This window comes from Alteromonas sp. ABH2_165 (assembly GCF_056159945.1).
Genome location: NZ_JBSWWF010000005.1, coordinates 76794 through 94377, shown reverse-complemented (window position 1 = coordinate 94377; position 17584 = coordinate 76794). Strand labels below are relative to the sequence as shown.

The 17584-nt window shown below is 47.7% G+C and carries 16 protein-coding genes; 12 read left to right on the top strand and 4 right to left on the bottom strand.

Annotation, left to right across the window (positions count from 1 at the left end):
• The first annotated feature begins 27 nt into the window (after positions 1-27).
• Together ACXAFQ_RS11130 and nqrM are read left to right on the top strand one after the other, a co-directional pair.
• Complete coding sequence (locus ACXAFQ_RS11130; protein WP_474821685.1) at positions 28-1050, top strand: FAD:protein FMN transferase; 1023 nt, start codon at positions 28-30, stop codon at positions 1048-1050.
• Positions 1051-1062: 12 nt separating this feature from the next.
• Positions 1063-1296, top strand: coding sequence for a (Na+)-NQR maturation NqrM (gene nqrM, locus ACXAFQ_RS11125; protein ID WP_474821683.1), 234 nt, complete (start codon positions 1063-1065; stop codon positions 1294-1296).
• 78 nt (positions 1297-1374) lie between these two features.
• On the opposite strand, the gene ACXAFQ_RS11120 is transcribed toward nqrM, so the two are convergent.
• Positions 1375-3018, bottom strand: a complete 1644-nt coding sequence (locus ACXAFQ_RS11120; protein WP_474821681.1) for a S8 family serine peptidase — start codon at positions 3016-3018, stop codon at positions 1375-1377.
• Positions 3019-3562: 544 nt separating this feature from the next.
• Here ACXAFQ_RS11120 and dinB point away from each other — a divergent pair.
• The 5 genes from dinB to ACXAFQ_RS11095 all read left to right on the top strand — a co-directional run bounded on the left by dinB (position 3563) and on the right by ACXAFQ_RS11095 (position 7506).
• Positions 3563-4639 (top strand): DNA polymerase IV, encoded by a 1077-nt coding sequence (gene dinB / locus ACXAFQ_RS11115; protein WP_474821679.1) that lies wholly within the window; start codon positions 3563-3565, stop codon positions 4637-4639.
• A gap of 1 nt (position 4640) precedes the next feature.
• Positions 4641-4871 carry a DUF1653 domain-containing protein gene (locus ACXAFQ_RS11110; protein WP_474821677.1) on the top strand — a complete coding sequence of 77 codons (231 nt, stop codon included), beginning with the start codon at positions 4641-4643 and terminating at the stop codon, positions 4869-4871.
• Positions 4872-4971: 100 nt separating this feature from the next.
• Positions 4972-5838, top strand: a complete 867-nt coding sequence (locus ACXAFQ_RS11105; RefSeq protein ID WP_474821675.1) for an MBL fold metallo-hydrolase — start codon at positions 4972-4974, stop codon at positions 5836-5838.
• 250 nt (positions 5839-6088) lie between these two features.
• Positions 6089-6838, top strand: a complete 750-nt coding sequence (locus ACXAFQ_RS11100) for a hypothetical protein (protein ID WP_474821671.1) — start codon at positions 6089-6091, stop codon at positions 6836-6838.
• Positions 6838-7506 carry a hypothetical protein gene (locus ACXAFQ_RS11095; RefSeq protein ID WP_474821667.1) on the top strand — a complete coding sequence of 223 codons (669 nt, stop codon included), beginning with the start codon at positions 6838-6840 and terminating at the stop codon, positions 7504-7506. The genes ACXAFQ_RS11100 and ACXAFQ_RS11095 overlap by 1 nt, the downstream gene beginning before the upstream one ends.
• Positions 7507-7555: 49 nt before the next feature.
• On the opposite strand, the gene ACXAFQ_RS11090 is transcribed toward ACXAFQ_RS11095, so the two are convergent.
• Positions 7556-9223 (bottom strand): amidohydrolase, encoded by a 1668-nt coding sequence (locus tag ACXAFQ_RS11090; protein ID WP_474821665.1) that lies wholly within the window; start codon positions 9221-9223, stop codon positions 7556-7558.
• A complete protein-coding gene (locus tag ACXAFQ_RS11085) occupies positions 9223-10227 on the bottom strand; it encodes a serine/threonine dehydratase (protein WP_474822427.1) in 1005 nt (334 codons plus the stop codon). Before ACXAFQ_RS11085 ends, ACXAFQ_RS11090 begins: the two co-directional genes overlap by 1 nt.
• Before the next feature lie 139 nt (positions 10228-10366).
• Between ACXAFQ_RS11085 and ACXAFQ_RS11080 the strand changes: the two genes are divergently transcribed.
• On the top strand, positions 10367-12880 hold the full coding sequence (locus ACXAFQ_RS11080) for a putative bifunctional diguanylate cyclase/phosphodiesterase (protein WP_474821662.1): 2514 nt from the start codon (positions 10367-10369) through the stop codon (positions 12878-12880).
• A 19-nt stretch (positions 12881-12899) separates the two neighbouring features.
• The gene (locus ACXAFQ_RS11075; RefSeq protein WP_474821659.1) at positions 12900-13274 is read left to right on the top strand and encodes a PH domain-containing protein; all 375 of its coding nucleotides are present in this window, start codon (positions 12900-12902) and stop codon (positions 13272-13274) included.
• Between the two features lie 53 nt (positions 13275-13327).
• Here the strand turns inward: ACXAFQ_RS11075 and ACXAFQ_RS11070 are convergent, their stop codons facing one another.
• Positions 13328-15538 carry a S9 family peptidase gene (locus ACXAFQ_RS11070; RefSeq protein ID WP_474821657.1) on the bottom strand — a complete coding sequence of 737 codons (2211 nt, stop codon included), beginning with the start codon at positions 15536-15538 and terminating at the stop codon, positions 13328-13330.
• Positions 15539-15604: 66 nt separating this feature from the next.
• On the opposite strand from ACXAFQ_RS11070, the gene ACXAFQ_RS11065 reads away from it, so the two are divergent.
• From ACXAFQ_RS11065 to ACXAFQ_RS11055, 3 genes are all read left to right on the top strand, one after another.
• Positions 15605-16237, top strand: a complete 633-nt coding sequence (locus ACXAFQ_RS11065) for an NAD(P)H-binding protein (RefSeq protein ID WP_474821653.1) — start codon at positions 15605-15607, stop codon at positions 16235-16237.
• Between the two features lie 15 nt (positions 16238-16252).
• Positions 16253-16990 carry a tRNA1(Val) (adenine(37)-N6)-methyltransferase gene (locus ACXAFQ_RS11060; RefSeq protein ID WP_474821650.1) on the top strand — a complete coding sequence of 246 codons (738 nt, stop codon included), beginning with the start codon at positions 16253-16255 and terminating at the stop codon, positions 16988-16990.
• Between the two features lie 114 nt (positions 16991-17104).
• The gene (locus ACXAFQ_RS11055; protein ID WP_474821648.1) at positions 17105-17584 is read left to right on the top strand and encodes a hypothetical protein; all 480 of its coding nucleotides are present in this window, start codon (positions 17105-17107) and stop codon (positions 17582-17584) included.

Below are 17584 nucleotides of genomic sequence, written 5' to 3'. Positions count from 1 at the left end.
CCTTTTTTAGTCGATAAAGGATAACAAGTGATTAGTCAGTATTTGCGGATTGGTATCGTTTTTCTTGCTGGTCTGCTTCTGAGTGCCTGTGCTCAGGAAGCAAAACAGGTTGTTCATCTTCATGGCAACACCATGGGGACAACCTACAATGTAAAGTATGTGATTGATGAACGCGGACAAATTGAAGGTCTGCAGGATGAGATCGATGCGCGTTTGGTAGAAATCAATAAGCTGATGTCTACCTACGACCCAACGTCAGAATTATCTCGCTTCAATCAGAATCGTTACACAACGCCTGTGGCTCTGAGTGCTGAAACAACGAAAGTAGTGAATGAAGCGCTTAGACTCGGTGAACTTAGTCACGGTGTATTGGATGTAACGGTAGGCCCGTTGGTAAACCTTTGGGGGTTTGGTCCGAATAAGCGCCCTGAAAAAGTACCTAGCGAAGAGCAAGTTGCAGAAGTGCGCGCCTATGTTGGTCTTGATAAAATCAATATGACGCCGGATGGATTGCGTAAGTTGCACCCAATGGTTTACGTTGACCTATCGACCATCGCCAAGGGCTATGGTGTCGATCAGGTTGCGGAAATCATGGAGAAGAATAACGTACATGATTATCTGGTAGAAATCGGCGGCGAAATGCGCGTGAAGGGCGAACGGGGCAATGGTGAGGAATGGTTGATAGCCATTGAGAAACCCGTGTCAACGGAACGCTCTGTACAGAAAATTGTCTCAGTGGGTACCAATGCAATTGCAACGTCGGGTGACTACCGCAATTACTATGAGATGGATGGCAAACGTTATTCGCATTTGATTGACCCGCGCACGGGATCACCAATCACCCATAATCTGGTGTCGGTTACTGTGGTGCATCCGTCATCAATGACAGCTGATGGTTTAGCTACGGCATTTAACGTGATGGGCTGGGATGAAGCAAAAGCGCTTGCGGAGAAAGAGGATTTAGCCGTATTTCTGATCAAACGAACGAAAGACGGATTTGAAGAATATGCTTCGCCACAGTTCGATGAAATCGTTGAAGTGAAAAATTAGGAGTCGTTAACTATGTCCACCTTTATTCTCGCATTCGTATTCTTTCTCGCCATGGTGATGGCCATGGGTGTTGGATACATGGTGCAAAAGAAGTCTATCGCCGGTAGCTGCGGCGGGTTAGGTGCGCTGGGTATTGAAAAGGCCTGTGATTGCCCGGAGCCTTGCGACCGGAAAAAAGCGCGCATGGAAAGAGAAGAAGCCCGTCAGAAGAAAATTGCGGAATGGAAAGACAACCAGATCCTGTAATGGGTACGCTGAATTAACAGTGTAAAGAAAGGTCGATACATCTTGTACCGGCCTTTTTTATTCTACGAGAGGTTGGGATTACTCGTAAGAATAGCTCATGGTTACATTGCTATAGGTGCTATATGCGCGCAGTCCGATATGCCATGTTCCCGCTTCAGGTGCAGTGAAGGTACATACTTCGTTGTTGCCACTCTTATATGGGCGACAATTGTACGCACTGGTCGTGGGCTGAGAGCCGTATCGCACGTAGAGATCTGCATCGCCACTGCCACCGGCAATCTGAATGGTCATAGTGGAAACGCCAGCGGGGATGGTCCAGGTGTATCGATCCCAAGCTGAACGTGAACCAGAAAGACCAGTAAGTTGACCTGATACCGGTTCTACACCGGGTTCCGTTGGCGTACCGCCGCCATCCCCACTGCCATCACAACCATTGTTGTTCAGGTAGCTGTTGGCTTCTCCCACGCGAACCAGACCATAGCCGTAATAGTTATCACGACCTGCGCTGCCACGGTCTTCCGCAGTTGCGGCTAATGCACTGCGTATCTGACTTGCGCTACACTGAGGGTGAAAGCTCCATACCAGTGCCGCTGCACCTGCAACATGAGGGGTCGCCATGGATGTACCGTTAAGAGTCGCATAGCTGTTTGTAGGATAGGTTGAATAGACCGAGCTACCAGGGGCTGAGATTTCAACCTGTGAGTTATACTGAGAATAGCTCGCACGGTTCTTACCGGAGTCTACGGCAGCAACTGAAACAACTGCATCGTAAGATGCCGGATAAGAAAGGGAACTGTTGCCATCGTTACCAGCAGCGGCAACCAATAGCATGTTGTCATCAACAAAGCCTTGCATCGCGTTGGCTTCAGCTGACGATGAACCCGCTCCGCCCAAACTCATGTTTACCACGTCGGCGCCAGCATCCTGACATTGGTCAATGGCGGTGATGATATCTGAAGCGTAAGTCCAGCTGCCGCTATCATCAAAAATCTTCACTATGTGTAAGTTTACGCCGGGATAAACGCCAATCACGCCCTCTGTGTTGTCGTAGGCAGCAATGGTGCCTGCCACGTGTGTGCCATGACCGTTCCCATCGTTATACCAGTTACCAACCGCACTGTTATTCCCCTGGCCGGTAACACCGTCATTTTGACCGGGAAGATCGGGATGCCCAAGATTGTAGCCTGTGTCGATAATACACACTTTACGGGCACTGGTATCAGACTGGAAAAGTTGGTTTGCCTGAACCATGTTGTAACCGTAAGGTGTGGTCTGCGCCATCAGGTGGCGTTTTGGATCGGGAGCAACCTCAATGTCTTTGTTTTTCATAAGCGCATTGAGTGCTTTCTTGTTAAGCGTTACCGACGCCATACCATGGCGTGACATTACTTTATGTGTTTTACCACCTACACGCTGAATGGCCGATTTCACTGATGCTACTGACATCGCCCGCGGATTGGCTTTGCTGGTAGTCTCCAGGCCAGATTCTGTTTCTTCAGCAATACCTGTCTTGAAGGTCACAATATAGCGCTCTTCCGCGCCACCCCTTGCATTGCGCTGGAGCGCCCGAAGTTCTTTCAAATCTAATGGTGTTAGGGGCGATGACGCTACCTTGATCGGACCTGCGTCGCTGGTTTCAGTAATCGCATTCGCCGACAGAGCAATTAAGCTTAATGACGTTGCAATAAGGGTTTTGGTTGGAAATGTGTATGATTTGGACATTTATTTTCCTGTCTTGTCGTTATTTTTTCCCACTCGCTCTCTGCGGAGCGCTACTTCGGGGTGTTTAACCGGCCTGTGCACGCCATTTCAGATGGCTTTATTGTTTTTCCTTTGCCGTTCCGTCGACTAAAAAATCGGCTAAATGAAACGGCGATACGCAAGCGTTGTAAAAGCTACTTTTGCTAAGCAGCACGAAATCTATACTACGGATAGGTGGGGGCTGTAACGTATAACGTCGCATAATCTCGTATCGGAATAGACACGTATTACAGGGGTGAGTATTTCGCTGCGAGATACAGCAACAGGGCGGTACAGACAGATAGGCGTCACTTAATATTTAAATTCATAAAAATGAAATAAAAACAGATTTATAGGTGGCGTGGATAAATTTTCAGAAATTTTTTAGCAAGGGCGAAATAATACTTTGCAAAAAATCTGCTTTATTCAGCAAAGAGAAGAGGAGTATTAGAGCAGACCAATTAAACACTTCTATTGCTGGCAATTTTCGTTAAAATGCTGTGTATGTATACAGTGTGGTGGCGATGTGCGGAAAATCATTCACGTTGATATGGATTGCTTCTACGCGGCAGTTGAGATGCGTGATAATCCGTCGTTAACCCATAAGCCCATAGCTATTGGCGGCAGCTCTGACCGCCGTGGCGTTATTTCTACCTGCAACTACCCTGCGCGTAAATACGGTGTACGTTCGGCTATGGCTACCGCTTATGCGAAACGTTTGTGCCCTGATCTCATTCTCGTACCTGGCCGCATGGATGTTTACGTTAGAGAAAGCCAGAAAATCCGCGAAATATTCAACGATTACACCGATCTCATCGAACCCTTATCACTCGATGAAGCCTACCTTGATGTCACACACACGCGCTTGTTTAATGGCAGCGCCACGTTAATCGCTGAAGATATTCGCCGGCGAATCAAGCAAGAGCTGAATCTAACCGCGTCTGCTGGTGTCGCTCCTTGTAAGTTTGTAGCCAAAGTTGCCAGTGATGAAAACAAGCCCGATGGCCTGTGTGTGATCACGCCGGACAAACTCGATAGTTTCGTTCGTGCCATGCCATTGGCTAAAATTCCCGGGGTAGGTAAGGTGACGCAACAAAAGTTGCAGCGCTTGGGTTTGCATAATTGTGCTGACGTGCGGAAATACCCCTTCGAGCGTTTGCAAAAGGAGCTGGGGAAATTTGGCACCGTGTTGTGGAATCGTGCTCACGGTATTGATGATCGTGATGTTAATACCACTCGGGAACGCAAATCCATAGGTGTTGAACGTACCTTTAGCACAGATTTACACTCGCTAGAGGAGTGCCGGGACGTTATCCCTGCGTTGTGGGAGAAAATGCAGCAACGAATAGCGTCACATTTACAGAAATCTGGCGCAAAACGCTGCCTCATACGCTCGCAGGGTGTTAAGCTAAAATTCCAGGATTTTCAACAGACCACAGTAGAGCACCGGCATCACGATATTGAAGCGCCTTTCTTTTATGAACTCCTCGACGAAGCCTGGCAGCGTTCAAGGGGAAGAGGTGTGAGGCTGGTGGGTATTCATATTGGTCTGGCTGACGGAACATCTGTTGAACAATTAAAGCTACCTTTGGAGGATGACTAAGGTGCCAAACAGCATTAAACCCGGAACTTATCAGCATTATAAAGGCAACTTTTATACTGTTATTGGTGTGGCTACCCATTCCGAAGACGAAACTAAATTGGTCGTCTATCGCCCCGAATACGGCGACAGAGCGTTGTGGGTAAGACCACTGGAGATGTTTGTTGAGAATGTAGAGGTTGATGGCGAAGCTGTACCGAGATTTCGTTATGTTGACGAGCATAATCCGGACTAACGGATACCGTTGAAGCGACATCAGGTAAACCTGAACTGCAAATGCACTGTTCATTTGTAAGCTACGTATCAGCCATAACACACGTAAACAGGGAAAGAAGATGATATTTCCAGTTAAACAAAAAATTAATTCGTTGATAGCGGTAGTCACGCTTATTGGCTGCACAGGTGGCGCATTCGCTCAGGATTTTGATAACGTTAAAATAAAAGATACGCCGCTGCGCGGTTCAGTGCATATGTTTGAAGGCGCCGGTGGCAATATCGGCGTATCTGCCGGTGAAGACGGTATTCTCATTATTGATGATCAGTTTGCGCCACTGGCTGAAAAGATTGCGGCCGCACTGAAAGAATTGGGTAACGATGCACCTAAATATCTGGTAAATACCCATTTCCACGGCGACCACACTGGCGCCAACGCATTCTTCCACGACCACAAAGACAGCACAATTTTCGCCCACGAAAATGTGCGTGTTCGTTTGGCGTCAGATGAAAAAGTTGCTCCGGGCGCGTTGCCCGTGGTGACGTTCGCAGATGGCATTACCATTCACTTTAATAACGAAACCCTCAACGTTTTTCACCTCGAACACGGTCATACCGATGGCGATAGTGTGGTGTGGTTTAAAGAGCCGAATGTCATGCACACTGGTGATCTGTTCTTCAATAAACGATTTCCGTTTATTGATTTAAGTTCCGGTGGCAGCGTTGATGGATACGTGGCGGCGGTGAAAACCTTACTGGGTAAAATTGATGACGATACCATCATTATTCCCGGTCATGGCCCGTTGGCAGACAAAGCTGACTACGAAAACTTTCTCGCGATGATTGAAGAAACCCGCAGCACAGTAGAGAAAATGAAAGCGGATGGACTCACTCAGGAGCAGGCAATTGAAAAAGGCCTGGGTAGCCAGTGGGACAGTTGGAGCTGGAACTTCATCAGTACAGAAAAGTGGATAAAAACACTTTGGTAAGTTTATCAAAAGGAGGTGTAAAACCTCTTTTTTGTTAATAATAAATAACTTATCGCAACATTGTAGATGTCAGTAAATACTATTGCATAGTGGGGATGGAAATCATCTTTTTACCGTTGTAAAGCAATTGTAAAAAGAGTTTTGAGTTGATAATCTCAATTTTCGCTGTTCAGCATAGCCGCTGAGAACATAACATTTCAGTGCAAAGTGCCGGACGTAGTACGAAATCTCCTTCACATGGAAGTATTGCATGAACAAACTACTGGTATTTATTCTTGTGCTATTTGCCGTTGCCGGCTGTAAATCTACACCCGATTACCTGAACACTAAAAGTCTTGTTACTAATTATCAGACGGTTGGTCTGGTCAGTTTTGATGTGCCTGAAGGTCTTGAATACTTTGCCCCAAAACTAAAACAATTCTATAAGCCACGCATTGAAACCAAGCTGGCAGAGGCGGGCTTCAAAACCGTGGATGCCAGCAGCTTCTACAAACGCCTGAAAGAACTGAAAAAAGAAACCCCTGACCTCTACAATTCGAATACGGGTCAGATAAATGAAGCTTTGTATGACCAGTTATATAATCAGGCATTGAGAGAAACGAAGGAAAAACTCAATGTTGATATCTTTCTGTTTGCCGGAATTGATATCACGCAGGCTCACTTCTCAAATAACTTCCTGCTGGGCTACACCGCAGACTGGTATGGACAATCAGAGGACTTTCTGGAGGATGGAGTCGATGCCGGTGATGTACTTGGATCTTTCTTCGTTGAGAAGACCGGGCACCTCCCAGGTGCGTACATTTACCTGAGTTTTAAAGACACAGAGTATAAAGATCTGTCTTTTGTCGGCGGTGGTATTGAGTTGCTGGCCCGCTTTGATGATGACGGCAATGCCAAAATGAAAACGGTCGAATACCTTTTTGATGATGAAGCGCAATTGGCGAACGCACTGGATCTCGCGTTCACGCATCTCGCTAATATTAAGCAGCGCAAGAAGTAATGAAAAACCTAATCATTGCTGGCATGCTTCTGCTGGGGATAACCGGATGTAAAACGCTGGAGCCAATATTCTTTGATCCCAGGATAACGTCTCCGGCAATCGAACTGCCCGTTGATGAAAGCCAATCTGACGGTGTGCACTTTGTAATGCTGCCCCCCGCATTTACTGACCCGTTTTCACCCTATACCCGGCAGTTTATTGCTGATTCCGCTGAATTTCTGGCTAAGAAGCAATTACAAAACCACCAGGCAGAAACCCAGCAGCACTTTTATAGTGCTGCTGGTTCACAAGGGGGATTGTACAGTTCTGCGACTGGAATGCTTGATGCTGGAGTGTTGAATTACGCCATTAAGAAAACCGCCTCTGACCTTTTTGAATCAGACCCTGACGTTCAGGGCATGGCTTTTATTCATCCTTACAGAGAAAATATTGAGCGAGTTAATGGTCTTGCAGTCTGGGAAAATACAGAACAAAAACAATCGGTAATACCTGGAACTACCCGGGCTACAGGCTCAGCGGTTACCCTAAAAGTGAATTATATTCTTCGCAATGGTGAAGTGGTTTCACGGCGAGTGGGGCTTGATGCTGATGAAGCGCAATTCGTGTCGGTAGGAAAATACCGCAATATCGTAGCGTATGTATTGTCTCCGCTACTGCCACCTTCGTAACATAAAAAGTGGGTTCAGTGTTCATAACACAACACTGAACCCACTTTGTTTATTCAGGTAGTCTCGGGTTGTTTTCTTTAAACACCTGAATACCTGCACTCCAAGTTTCCAGTACCTGGGTTTTCCAGATATCTTGTGCTGGAATATCGAAAATATCCCGATCGACAAGAATGAAATCCGCCCATTTCCCCGGCGTTAATGAGCCTAAAGTGTCTTCCATGTGCGCGGCATAAGCGGCATCCAGCGTAAAGCCCCGGAAAGCCTGTTCAACTGTCATGGCTTCATGGGCGTACCAGCCTGCAACCGGCTGATTGTTGCGATCTTGTCGGGTAACCGCTGCATGCAAACCGTAGAATGGGTTTGCCAGTTCTACCGGGAAGTCTGAGCCCAGCGGAATAGGAATGCCTGAATTTAGCAATGTCTTCCATGCATAGGCGCCTTCCATGCGATCTTTACCTAAACGGTCTTCTGCCATGTTTTTATCACTGGTCGCGTGAGTCGGCTGCATAGAAGGCAGTATGTTAAGTTCAGCAAAGCGAGAGAGGTCGTCAGGGTGAATAACCTGAGCATGTTCGATACGGTTTCTGAAATCCCGGTTCGGGAATGTCTTCATCGTGGTTTCAAACTGATCCAGTGCCATCCTGTTAGCACGATCGCCGATGGCATGAAAGTTAAGCTGAAACCCTGCTCCGAGTACTTTTGAGAAAAGAGGCGCCATTTCTTCAGGCTGAGTGAGCAACAAACCGGATTGGTGTGGATCATCGCTATAAGGTGCTAATAATGCGGCGCCGCGACTGCCCAGTGCGCCGTCGCCGTACGCTTTTACGCTACGAATGAAGAGGAAGTCGTCAGCACTGCGAACCGGTCCGTTATCTAACATGCTATCAAGGTCGTCGTCGGTGGCGCTGATCATGGCATAAATGCGCACCGGTAGTGTCTGCTCTGCAGCCCGAGCGAGGTAGAAATCATACACGGAATGGGGCACACCAGCATCGTGCATAGCCGTTATCCCCACAGACAATAAGTGTTGCCCTGCCGCATCAAGTTGCTGCTGGTATAACGTTGCTCCTGCCTTAGGCATCACCTTTTCCATTAGTCCGATGGCGTTGTCAATGAGTACCCCGGAAGGGTTGCCATCGTTATCGCGGACGATTTTTCCGCCCACTGGATCGGGCGTATCTTTGGTAATGCCTGCTAATTCCAGTGCTTTGGTGTTGGCCCATCCTGCATGCGCATCTACCCGGGTCAGCCATACGGGACGGTTGCTGATTTCAGCATCCAATATCGCTGCGGTAGGAAAACTACGATCCGGCCAGACTTCCTGGTTCCAGCCGCTGCCGAAAATCCATGCTTGCTTCTGATGTGCAAAGGCATAGGCTGCGGCTTTCTTGGCAGCATCTGCAGCACTACGGCTGTCTCGTACATCCACTTCTAACAAACTGCTGCCGAGGCCCAGCAAGTGCCCATGGGCGTCTATCAAGCCGGGCAACATCACATTACCATCGCCATCGACTACCGCATCAGCGCGCATGCTCGTTGGATCAAGGGTTTTAACCTTGCCATCCTCAATAAGAATTGACGAAAACGATATTAGCTTACCACTATCATCAAGGGTGTAGCCCGACACGTTCTTTACCAGTGTGGTATCGGCCAATGCTGTGGATGCTGAAAACAGCAGCGACAACACACTTATCCGCCAGGTATTTTTATTTTTCATTATTGTTCCTGTTCTGTGAGGTTAGGGGGTTGAAGCAAGTAATCCGAGCTCCAGATTTTATGCATACTTTGTTGACTAATGTTTCCGCCAGTAAGAATAACAACCGCAGTTTGACCCGGTGGCACTTCGAGGGACCACGATACCACTGCAGACATGGAAAGGGCGCTGGTGGGCTCCACATGGATTTTGAGCAGATGCTGGAGCCATTGCGTCCAGTAAGCAATTTGAACTTCATCCACTTCGTAGAAATCGTCTAATTGCTGCAGCAAGGGGAATGTGTGCAAACCGACAGAGGGCGTTGCTGCACCATCTGCCAGAGTGTCTGCCGGGCCGGGAAGCGATTCAATAATGCCACTTTGCAATGAACGGGATGCGTCGTTAGCAGCTTGCGGTTCTGCACCTATCACTTTTGCGTTTGGCGCGAGTCCACGGGCGGCAAGTAACGTTCCCGATATCAGGCCGCCACCACCGCACGGCGCAAAAATAGCATCGACCTTTCCTGCATCCTCAATGGCTTCCATACAAGCGGTACCTTGCCCAGCGATAATATCAGGATGATCAAAAGGCGGGATCCAAATTGTCCCCGCTTCTTTTGCCGCCTCTGCCACAGCCGCATCAGCCTGCGGGCGGGTGGGAAACAGCTTTAGCTCTGCCCCGTAACTTTTGGTCGCCGCGGCTTTTACTGCAGAGATGTTCTCGGTTGAATAAATGCACGCCGGTATATCGAATTGCGACGCTGCAAATGCCACCGCCTGAGCATGATTGCCTGAACTGTTGGCTACGATTTTTTCGGGCAATGCGCCTTGTTCGGCCAACTTGCTTAGAAAATTCATCGCGCCGCGTAGTTTAAAGGCGCCCGTGGTTTGCAGACATTCAACTTTAAATAAAATGCGCTGGCCCAACCAGCGGTTCAACAGTGAAGACTCCAACAGTGGCGTGCGTAGCACCTTGCCTTTTATTCGCGCTGATGCAGCCTGAACATCACTAAATTCAGGTAGTTGAATTGCTGACACAAAATTCTCCGAAGTGGGTAGCGTTGTTGCGATATACGTTATCACTTTTTCCGCCAGGGCTGTGAATTAATAAAAAATTCATACTTCTGACGTATTTTAGCAAGCACTTACATAGTCGAGCCGTCATGTCATGCAACAACAAAAACAAAGCAGGGTTTACTTACTCCCGGTAATTTTATTTCTGCTGCTCAGTATGTTGTTCATTTCTGCAGGTGTGTATCTGGTGAATGACGATCGCACGTCTCGTGTATCCAAAGCGCGTTCCTTGGCTAAGCAGGTGGTGAATAGTCTGGAGCTGTTTTCCACTGAGCGCCGACAGGCCATGATTAACTTAATGCAGGCCTGGCCGGCATTCTCCCCAAATGAAATTGATTGGTTTAATGTGCAAGCTGTATCGCTGATGAATATTCAGCATGGTTACACGTCTTTATCTCTGGTCGATAATAGTGGTCTTGTGCGCTGGATTTCGCTGCCAAGAAATCATGCGCAAAGTGTGTCGAAACTGGCAAATGATGGCGGCATTCCAATCCGCTCTGGGTTACCTTCGCTTAGCCCTTCAGAACAATTTCAAAGTGTGCTGCGTCGCTCTGACAAAACCGGCCATTATTTTTTGATATACGGCAGGGCCATCAGTAGTCAGCAACCCGAACTGGGTTTCGTTGTGGCTACCTTCGATATCAGCGAAACGTTAAATGTGATTATGGGGGAACTCGTTGGCCCTCAGTTTAATTTCATGTTGCTGGATAAGAATAGTCATGTACTGGAAGCAGGGGATTTTGTGGAAGATGGCTCTGTAATATCTATCTCAGATATTCAATTTCTTGGCCGTCAGTGGTCTTTGCGTATTCAGAGTCGTCCCGCAACATTTAACCCCGGGTTTTTAATTGGCGTTGTTGGAGTATTGATGTCGTTGCTAGTGAGTTGGGTCTTCCATAAGCAACTCAAAGGTGCGATGAATTTAACGCAAAGTCAGCAACTTTACCGTACAGCCAGTGATGCGGCGCTGGATGCACTGTTAATTTATCAGTTGCACAATGGCGAGTTCGTGCTCCTCGAAGCCAATCGCATGAGCTTTACAATGTTTCCCTATCTTCAGGGTGAGGCCGTATCTGCCACGCTTCATGAACATATGCGTTTGCTGGGTCATGAATCGCTCACTGAGGCCGGGCGAAAGGTGGTATTTACTGGCGAGCCATTTGAAGGCTTCCTTAAGGTTGAATGTGCGTCGGTACCTTCTGAATGCTTGAAAGTGCAAATGGTTAAGGCGGACAAAACGTTGGCAATGACCTTTCGCGATGTCACTACTGAACAGGTGTTACAGAAAGAGGTCAGCTGGCAGGCCAGTCACGATCAGCTTACTGGTCTGTTAAACCGCTACGCTTTCGACAGCGAACTAAAAACGTTACTTGAGCAGGTCAAGCAAGGCGAAAAGACCGGCGTAATGTGCTTTATCGATATGGACCGCTTTAAACTGGTAAACGACAGTTGCGGGCATCCGGCGGGTGACAAACTGCTCAAGGAAGTGGCCGAGCTTTTTGCGTCTCACCTTGAACCTACTGATTTGCTGGCGCGAATTGGTGGTGATGAGTTCTGTATTATTTTTGCTGGCCAGACAATCACTCAGGCAACGGCAAAGCTGGATATTATATTAGAGGCCATAGCGAGTTACCGATTCATTCACGAAGATCGTCTTTTCTATGTTGGCGCCAGTATTGGCGTGATTGCTATCGACCAGGAAAGTGGCTCTGCTGCTGAACTAATCAAAGCGGCTGACAACGCTTGTTATCAGGCTAAATATCAAGGGCGGAATCGTTATATCGTGGTGGATTCGCTGAATAGTTTGCCGGATGCCCATAGTGAAAGCAACGTCTTGCAAATTGTCCACAGGGCGCTGCGGGAACATAAATTCGAGCTCTATAGTCAGTCAATTGTGCCAATGACCACGGTAGAGGCTGACCTGCAACATTATGAGATTTTGCTGCGTTTACCCGATGGACAGGGCGGATTAATCAGTCCAGGGCTGTTTATTCCGTTAGCTGAGCGTCACGGCTTGATGAATTTAATAGACGGCTGGGTTGTCGACCAGACACTGACCACGCTCGAAGCCTATCCTGAGCATTTGGAGCATCTTGGTAAGGTCGCCATAAACTTGTCTGGCTTAACGTTAGGTGACCCGGCAAAACTCGACCATATCGTCAAGCGAGTGATGACGTCGAAAGTGCCCGCGCATAAGATTTGTTTTGAAATAACCGAAACCGCAGCGGTCACCAATATCAGCGCAGCGAAACACTTTATTCATACTTTGCGAGAAAAAGGCTGCCTGTTTGCTTTGGATGATTTTGGTGCGGGCATGTCTTCGTTTACTTATCTGAAAAATCTGGATGTGGATTTCGTCAAAATAGACGGTTCGTTTGTGAAAAACATGGCCAGCGACAGTATTGATCATGAAACAGTAAAAGCCATCAATGCCATCGCGCAAAGTATGGGCAAGCAAACTATCGCCGAATTTGTTACCGACGATGCTACCTGCAAGGCGCTTAAAGCACTGAATGTGGATTTTGGGCAGGGTTTCGCACTCGGGAAGCCATTACCATTAATGAACAGATTACAAAGCCGTGATAATGTAAGTCGACTTCGTGCGTGAACAGTAAAAAGGAGAGCACATGGGTTTATTTGATGCGTTACTCGGCAATGCCAGCGAAACTGATCCACAGGCGGTGGGTGAAGAGCTAGCGCCTGTATTAGGCAATGGTGAAACTGTTGTAAGTGCTTACAAACTGGTGAGAGACCTGATTGTCTTTACTTCGGGCCGACTCATCCTGATTGATAAGCAAGGACTCACAGGCCGCAAAGTGAATTATCACTCTATTCCTTATAAGTCTATTACCCAGTTTGTGGTAGAAACGGCAGGCCATTTCGACACCGACTCTGAGCTTAAAATTTGGGTTTCAGGGCAGGACCAGGCGATTGAAGTTGAACTAAGTAAAAACGCTGCGCAAGGTGTGCAGCATCAGTTAGCGAATCGATTGTTCGGCTGATGAGTAAAACGAAAATAGAGAAACGGGCTGCAATTTAGCAGCCCGTTTTTAGTTTAGTCTTTTTCCGGATGCAAATTCCGGTTGAAGAAATTAGTGATTGTTTTGTACAAGTGAATGCCGGTCTGCTTACCACGAATGCTGTGTTTTTTACCCGGGTAATCCATTGTTTCAAACGGAATTGCCATGTCCTGTAAATGTTTGTACAGCTTGGTGCTGTGAGTAAACAGAACGTTGTCATCTGCCATGCCATGATAAATCAGCAGATCACCTTTTAGATCTTTCGCATAAGGGAACACACTTGATGCTGTATAGGCATCGTCGTCGGTTTTCGGGTTACCCATATAACGTTCGGTGTAGTGGGTATCGTATAGACGCCAGTCAGTGACCGGCGCGCCGGAAACGCCCGCTGCAAAATAATCACCTGCCTGGAACATGGTCATTAAGGTCATGTATCCACCGTAGCTGTGGCCATGTACGCCGATACGGTCTGCATCTACGTAAGGTAGCGTACGCAGGAATTTCACCCCGGCAACTTGATCCTGTACTTCAATAGAGCCCATTTTCTTGAAAATCGGGTCTTCAAAGGCTTTACCGCGATAGTTAGAACCACGGTTATCGATGCTGAATACCACGTAACCCTGGTCAACCCAGTATTGCATCAGCAGTCCACGGTTGCCCGCCCAACTATTAGTTACTACTTGGGCGTGTGGACCACCGTAAAGGTAAACAATAACCGGATGCTTCTTCTCAAGGTTTTCAGGCTTGTAAAGGCGATAGAAAAGCTCTGCGCCATCATCAGCTTTGAAGCTGCCAAACTCAGGTTTTGTCCAGCTGTCCATGTATGGCGCCAGCGGATGATTTTCATCAATGGCGTTTTCTTCCAGCCAGGTAAGCTGTTCGCCATCGGCCTTATGCAGGCTGACCTGTGCAGGATGATTAATCGTCGACATGCTATCTACATAGATTGAAGCATCTGACGAGAAGGTGATGTTATGGAAACCGTTTTCCTGAGAAATACGGGTGATGTCGCCACCGGCCAGTGGTACGCGATACAGATGACGCTCCAGTGGGGTGTCTTTACGGCCGGTAAAGTAAACTTCGCCAGCTTTCTTATCTACTGCAACCACATCGTCAACCACCCAGTCGCCTTTGGTTAGTTGGCGAACCTGTGAGCCGTCGTTGTTGTACAAATAAAGATGTTTAAAGCCATCGCGCTCAGACGCCCAGATAAACTGGTTGCTGTCGCTGAGGAAACGCAGGTCGTCGTTCAAGTTTACCCAGGTGTCGCTGCTTTCTTTCAGCAACACTTTTTGCTTCTTAGTAGACAGATCGTAAGCGCGCAGTTCAAGTTGCTGTTGGTCACGGCTCTGCCATTGATAGGTGAATACGCTTGAGTCTGGCATCCAGTTACCACGGGCCAGGTAGATATCTTTGTTCTTACCCAAATCAATCCACTGACGCTCGCCACTTTCAATGTTCTGAACGGCTAACGTGATTTCTACGTTTGGGGTACCGGCAGAAGGGTACTTCTGTTCAATGGTTTTGATGTTGTCGGCATAAATCTCGGAACGGGTGATCACTTCAACCGGCGATTCATCCACACGGGTGAAGGCAATATAGCTTTCATCCGGCGACCACCAGTAGCCAGTCATCCGGCTCATCTCTTCCTGGGCCACGAATTCGGCCATACCGTACTTAATATTACCGCCACCGCCTTGAGTTATGGCGGTTTCCTTGCCAGTAGCAATGTGTTTAACATACAGGTTTTGGTTGCGGATATAGGCAATGTAATTGCCCTTGGGCGACAAGGTGATGTCGGTTTCAAACGCGTCGGTATCAAGCAGTTGCTTGGCCCCTTCTTTACCCAACTGATGATAGAATACATCGCCACCAAGTGGGAACAGCAGGGCTTTACCATCGGCTGACCACTGATAGCTTACAATACCACTACCAGAAAGACGCATGCGCTCACGGCGGGCTTTTTCTTCATCAGACAGCTCGCCATCGCCTTGTGCCAGGGTTGCTGAGTCGAATAACATGCGGGTTTCACCTGAATTAATGTGGTATTCCCACAAATCCAGTTGGTCGTAATCGGTTTCTTTACCGCGTAGAAAGGTTACGCGTTGGCCGTCAGGAGAGACTTTCAGCGAACGCGGCGCACTGCCTTCCAATGAGGGCGAATCGTAAATTCGTTCGATGGTAAGATCTTTGGCATGAGCCAGTGAACTGAGCATGAGGGCTCCCAGTAATAAAGTTTTTTTCATTTGTTATCTTCGGCTTTGTCTTAGATGCTAGTTATTATTTGTTGTGATTATAGAGGATGACATAAGGTGCATGGCAATAAAACTGCTTTGGTGCTGGGTGCGACAGGATTAGTGGGAAAGGCGTTGGTTCGCCAGTTACTTGTCGATCCTCGCTATACCAGTATCACCCTGCTGGTTCGTCGTCCTTTACCTGCGAGTTTATTCAGCGATCCAGCGGGAAAGCTGAATCCCATTGTTATCGATTTCGACGCATTGCAGGACTACCAGGGCTATTTCAGTGTGAGTCACGTGTACTGCTGTTTGGGGACCACGATGAAAATCGCAGGTTCGAAAGCGGCGTTTCGGAAGGTTGATTTTGAATACGTGCACATTGCGGCCCAGTTAACCCGTGCTCAGCGCGCGGAAAGTTTTGTTTGGATCTCCTCTGTGGGTGCCGATGCAAAAAGCGCTAACTTTTATTTGCGGGTAAAAGGTGAGTTAGAAAATGCGCTGATGCGTATGCCGCAATTACCCAATGCAGCAGCCGTTAGGCCATCTTTATTGTTGGGCGAAAGAACAGAATCGCGACCTGCTGAAGATATCATGCAAGCTTTGGCGCCCATGCTGGGGAAACTCATGGTGGGGCCGCTTAAAAAGTATCGCCCAGTGACGGCCGCCGACGTCGCGCGTAAAATGATTACCCTGCAACATTTTGAATAAATGGAAAAAACAGAGATGAGCCGTGGGTTTCGCTGTAAACAATTCACCGTGAAGCAGGATAACTGCGCAATGAAGGTGAATACCGATAGCATGATCCTTGGCAGCTGGGCAGACCCCGGTAACAGCACACATATTCTCGATATTGGTACCGGTAGTGGAATACTGGCGCTGATGATGGCGCAGAAATCTCAATCTCAGGCTCACGTTACGGCGGTTGAGCTAGATAGTGCTGCCTGCGTGCAGGCTGATGAAAACATTGCTAACAGCCCGTGGGCAGCGAGAATGAATGTGTTATCAGGCGATGTTGCGAAGCTAGCTATACCCAAGCAATTTGATTGCATTATTACCAACCCACCTTATTTTGCATCGATAAACGATACGTCGAATGCTTATGATTCCCTTACGCCATCCCGGGCAGCGGCCAGGTTAGAAAATAGTCTGTTACCGCAGACACTCATGGACGTCGTAAAACGCCAATTATCTGACTGTGGTGTGTTTTATTGCCTCTATCCCATCGAACGAGAAGCTCACGTCACAGATGTCGCCAAAAGCGCAGGGCTTGGGCTTGTGGCCCGTCTTTCCGTGAGCGCTGTTACCAACAAAATGCCTTATCTGGTAGCGCTTAAATTCACCCATCTGCAAATGTGCACGAAAAATGCACTATCCACTACAGATCTGGTGATCAGGGATGTAGCCGGCGAATATACGCCAGCATTCCGTCACTTGTGCCAGGAATTCTATTTAAAGTTCTGACTGATTATTGAACAGTCATGTTCAATGTTATAGATTGATATATGTAACGGTCATTATTAGAATTTCCCAAATCCGGCACTGCTGGAACATTTTAAAGGGTGGGAGCCTCCAATTATGTCGTTCGATAACTTTCCGCTGCAGGAAGGTTCGGCTGAAGATACTTCTGGAATGAATAACGCAGAAGCCTCGACAGAAGGCTTTGTAGGCAACACGGTATCGCAGCTTAGAACTCTTTGGCAGCAACGGCTTTGCTTATTTCGCGATGCCGAAAAATCACTACAGAAAGCTAAGCGCCTGATGGCAGCATGGATGGTTGTTGTCGTTGCTGGCTTTTCGATGCTCAGTTTTTCATTATTTGTGGCGCCCGTAACCTCTGAGTGGATGTTCGCTGGTGGATTCATTGCATTTGCCATGGGTATGATTTTTCAACCATTTTGTTATGTTTGGGTGAAGCAACAACGCAAACATCGCGATGCATTATCACGACGGTTTTACGTCAGTAATCATGAAGTGGAAATTACCGACAGTCATCTGGTGTTAATTAACCGCGGGAATTACGCAGCAGTTACTCAGGTTCCCATACTGGAGCACTAA

Bases quoted from the DNA above. Each gene is read 5' to 3' on its own strand.
- ACXAFQ_RS11055 (WP_474821648.1), top strand. From the start codon at position 17,105: ATGTCGTTCGATAACTTTCCGCTGCAGGAAGGTTCGGCTGAAGATACT.
- ACXAFQ_RS11090 (WP_474821665.1), bottom strand. From the start codon at position 9,223: ATGAAAAATAAAAATACCTGGCGGATAAGTGTGTTGTCGCTGCTGTTT.
- ACXAFQ_RS11075 (WP_474821659.1), top strand. From the start codon at position 12,900: ATGGGTTTATTTGATGCGTTACTCGGCAATGCCAGCGAAACTGATCCA.
- ACXAFQ_RS11120 (WP_474821681.1), bottom strand. From the start codon at position 3,018: ATGTCCAAATCATACACATTTCCAACCAAAACCCTTATTGCAACGTCA.
- ACXAFQ_RS11080 (WP_474821662.1), top strand. From the start codon at position 10,367: ATGCAACAACAAAAACAAAGCAGGGTTTACTTACTCCCGGTAATTTTA.
- ACXAFQ_RS11060 (WP_474821650.1), top strand. From the start codon at position 16,253: ATGAGCCGTGGGTTTCGCTGTAAACAATTCACCGTGAAGCAGGATAAC.
- ACXAFQ_RS11070 (WP_474821657.1), bottom strand. From the start codon at position 15,538: ATGAAAAAAACTTTATTACTGGGAGCCCTCATGCTCAGTTCACTGGCT.
- ACXAFQ_RS11095 (WP_474821667.1), top strand. From the start codon at position 6,838: ATGAAAAACCTAATCATTGCTGGCATGCTTCTGCTGGGGATAACCGGA.
- nqrM (WP_474821683.1), top strand. From the start codon at position 1,063: ATGTCCACCTTTATTCTCGCATTCGTATTCTTTCTCGCCATGGTGATG.
- ACXAFQ_RS11105 (WP_474821675.1), top strand. From the start codon at position 4,972: ATGATATTTCCAGTTAAACAAAAAATTAATTCGTTGATAGCGGTAGTC.
- ACXAFQ_RS11100 (WP_474821671.1), top strand. From the start codon at position 6,089: ATGAACAAACTACTGGTATTTATTCTTGTGCTATTTGCCGTTGCCGGC.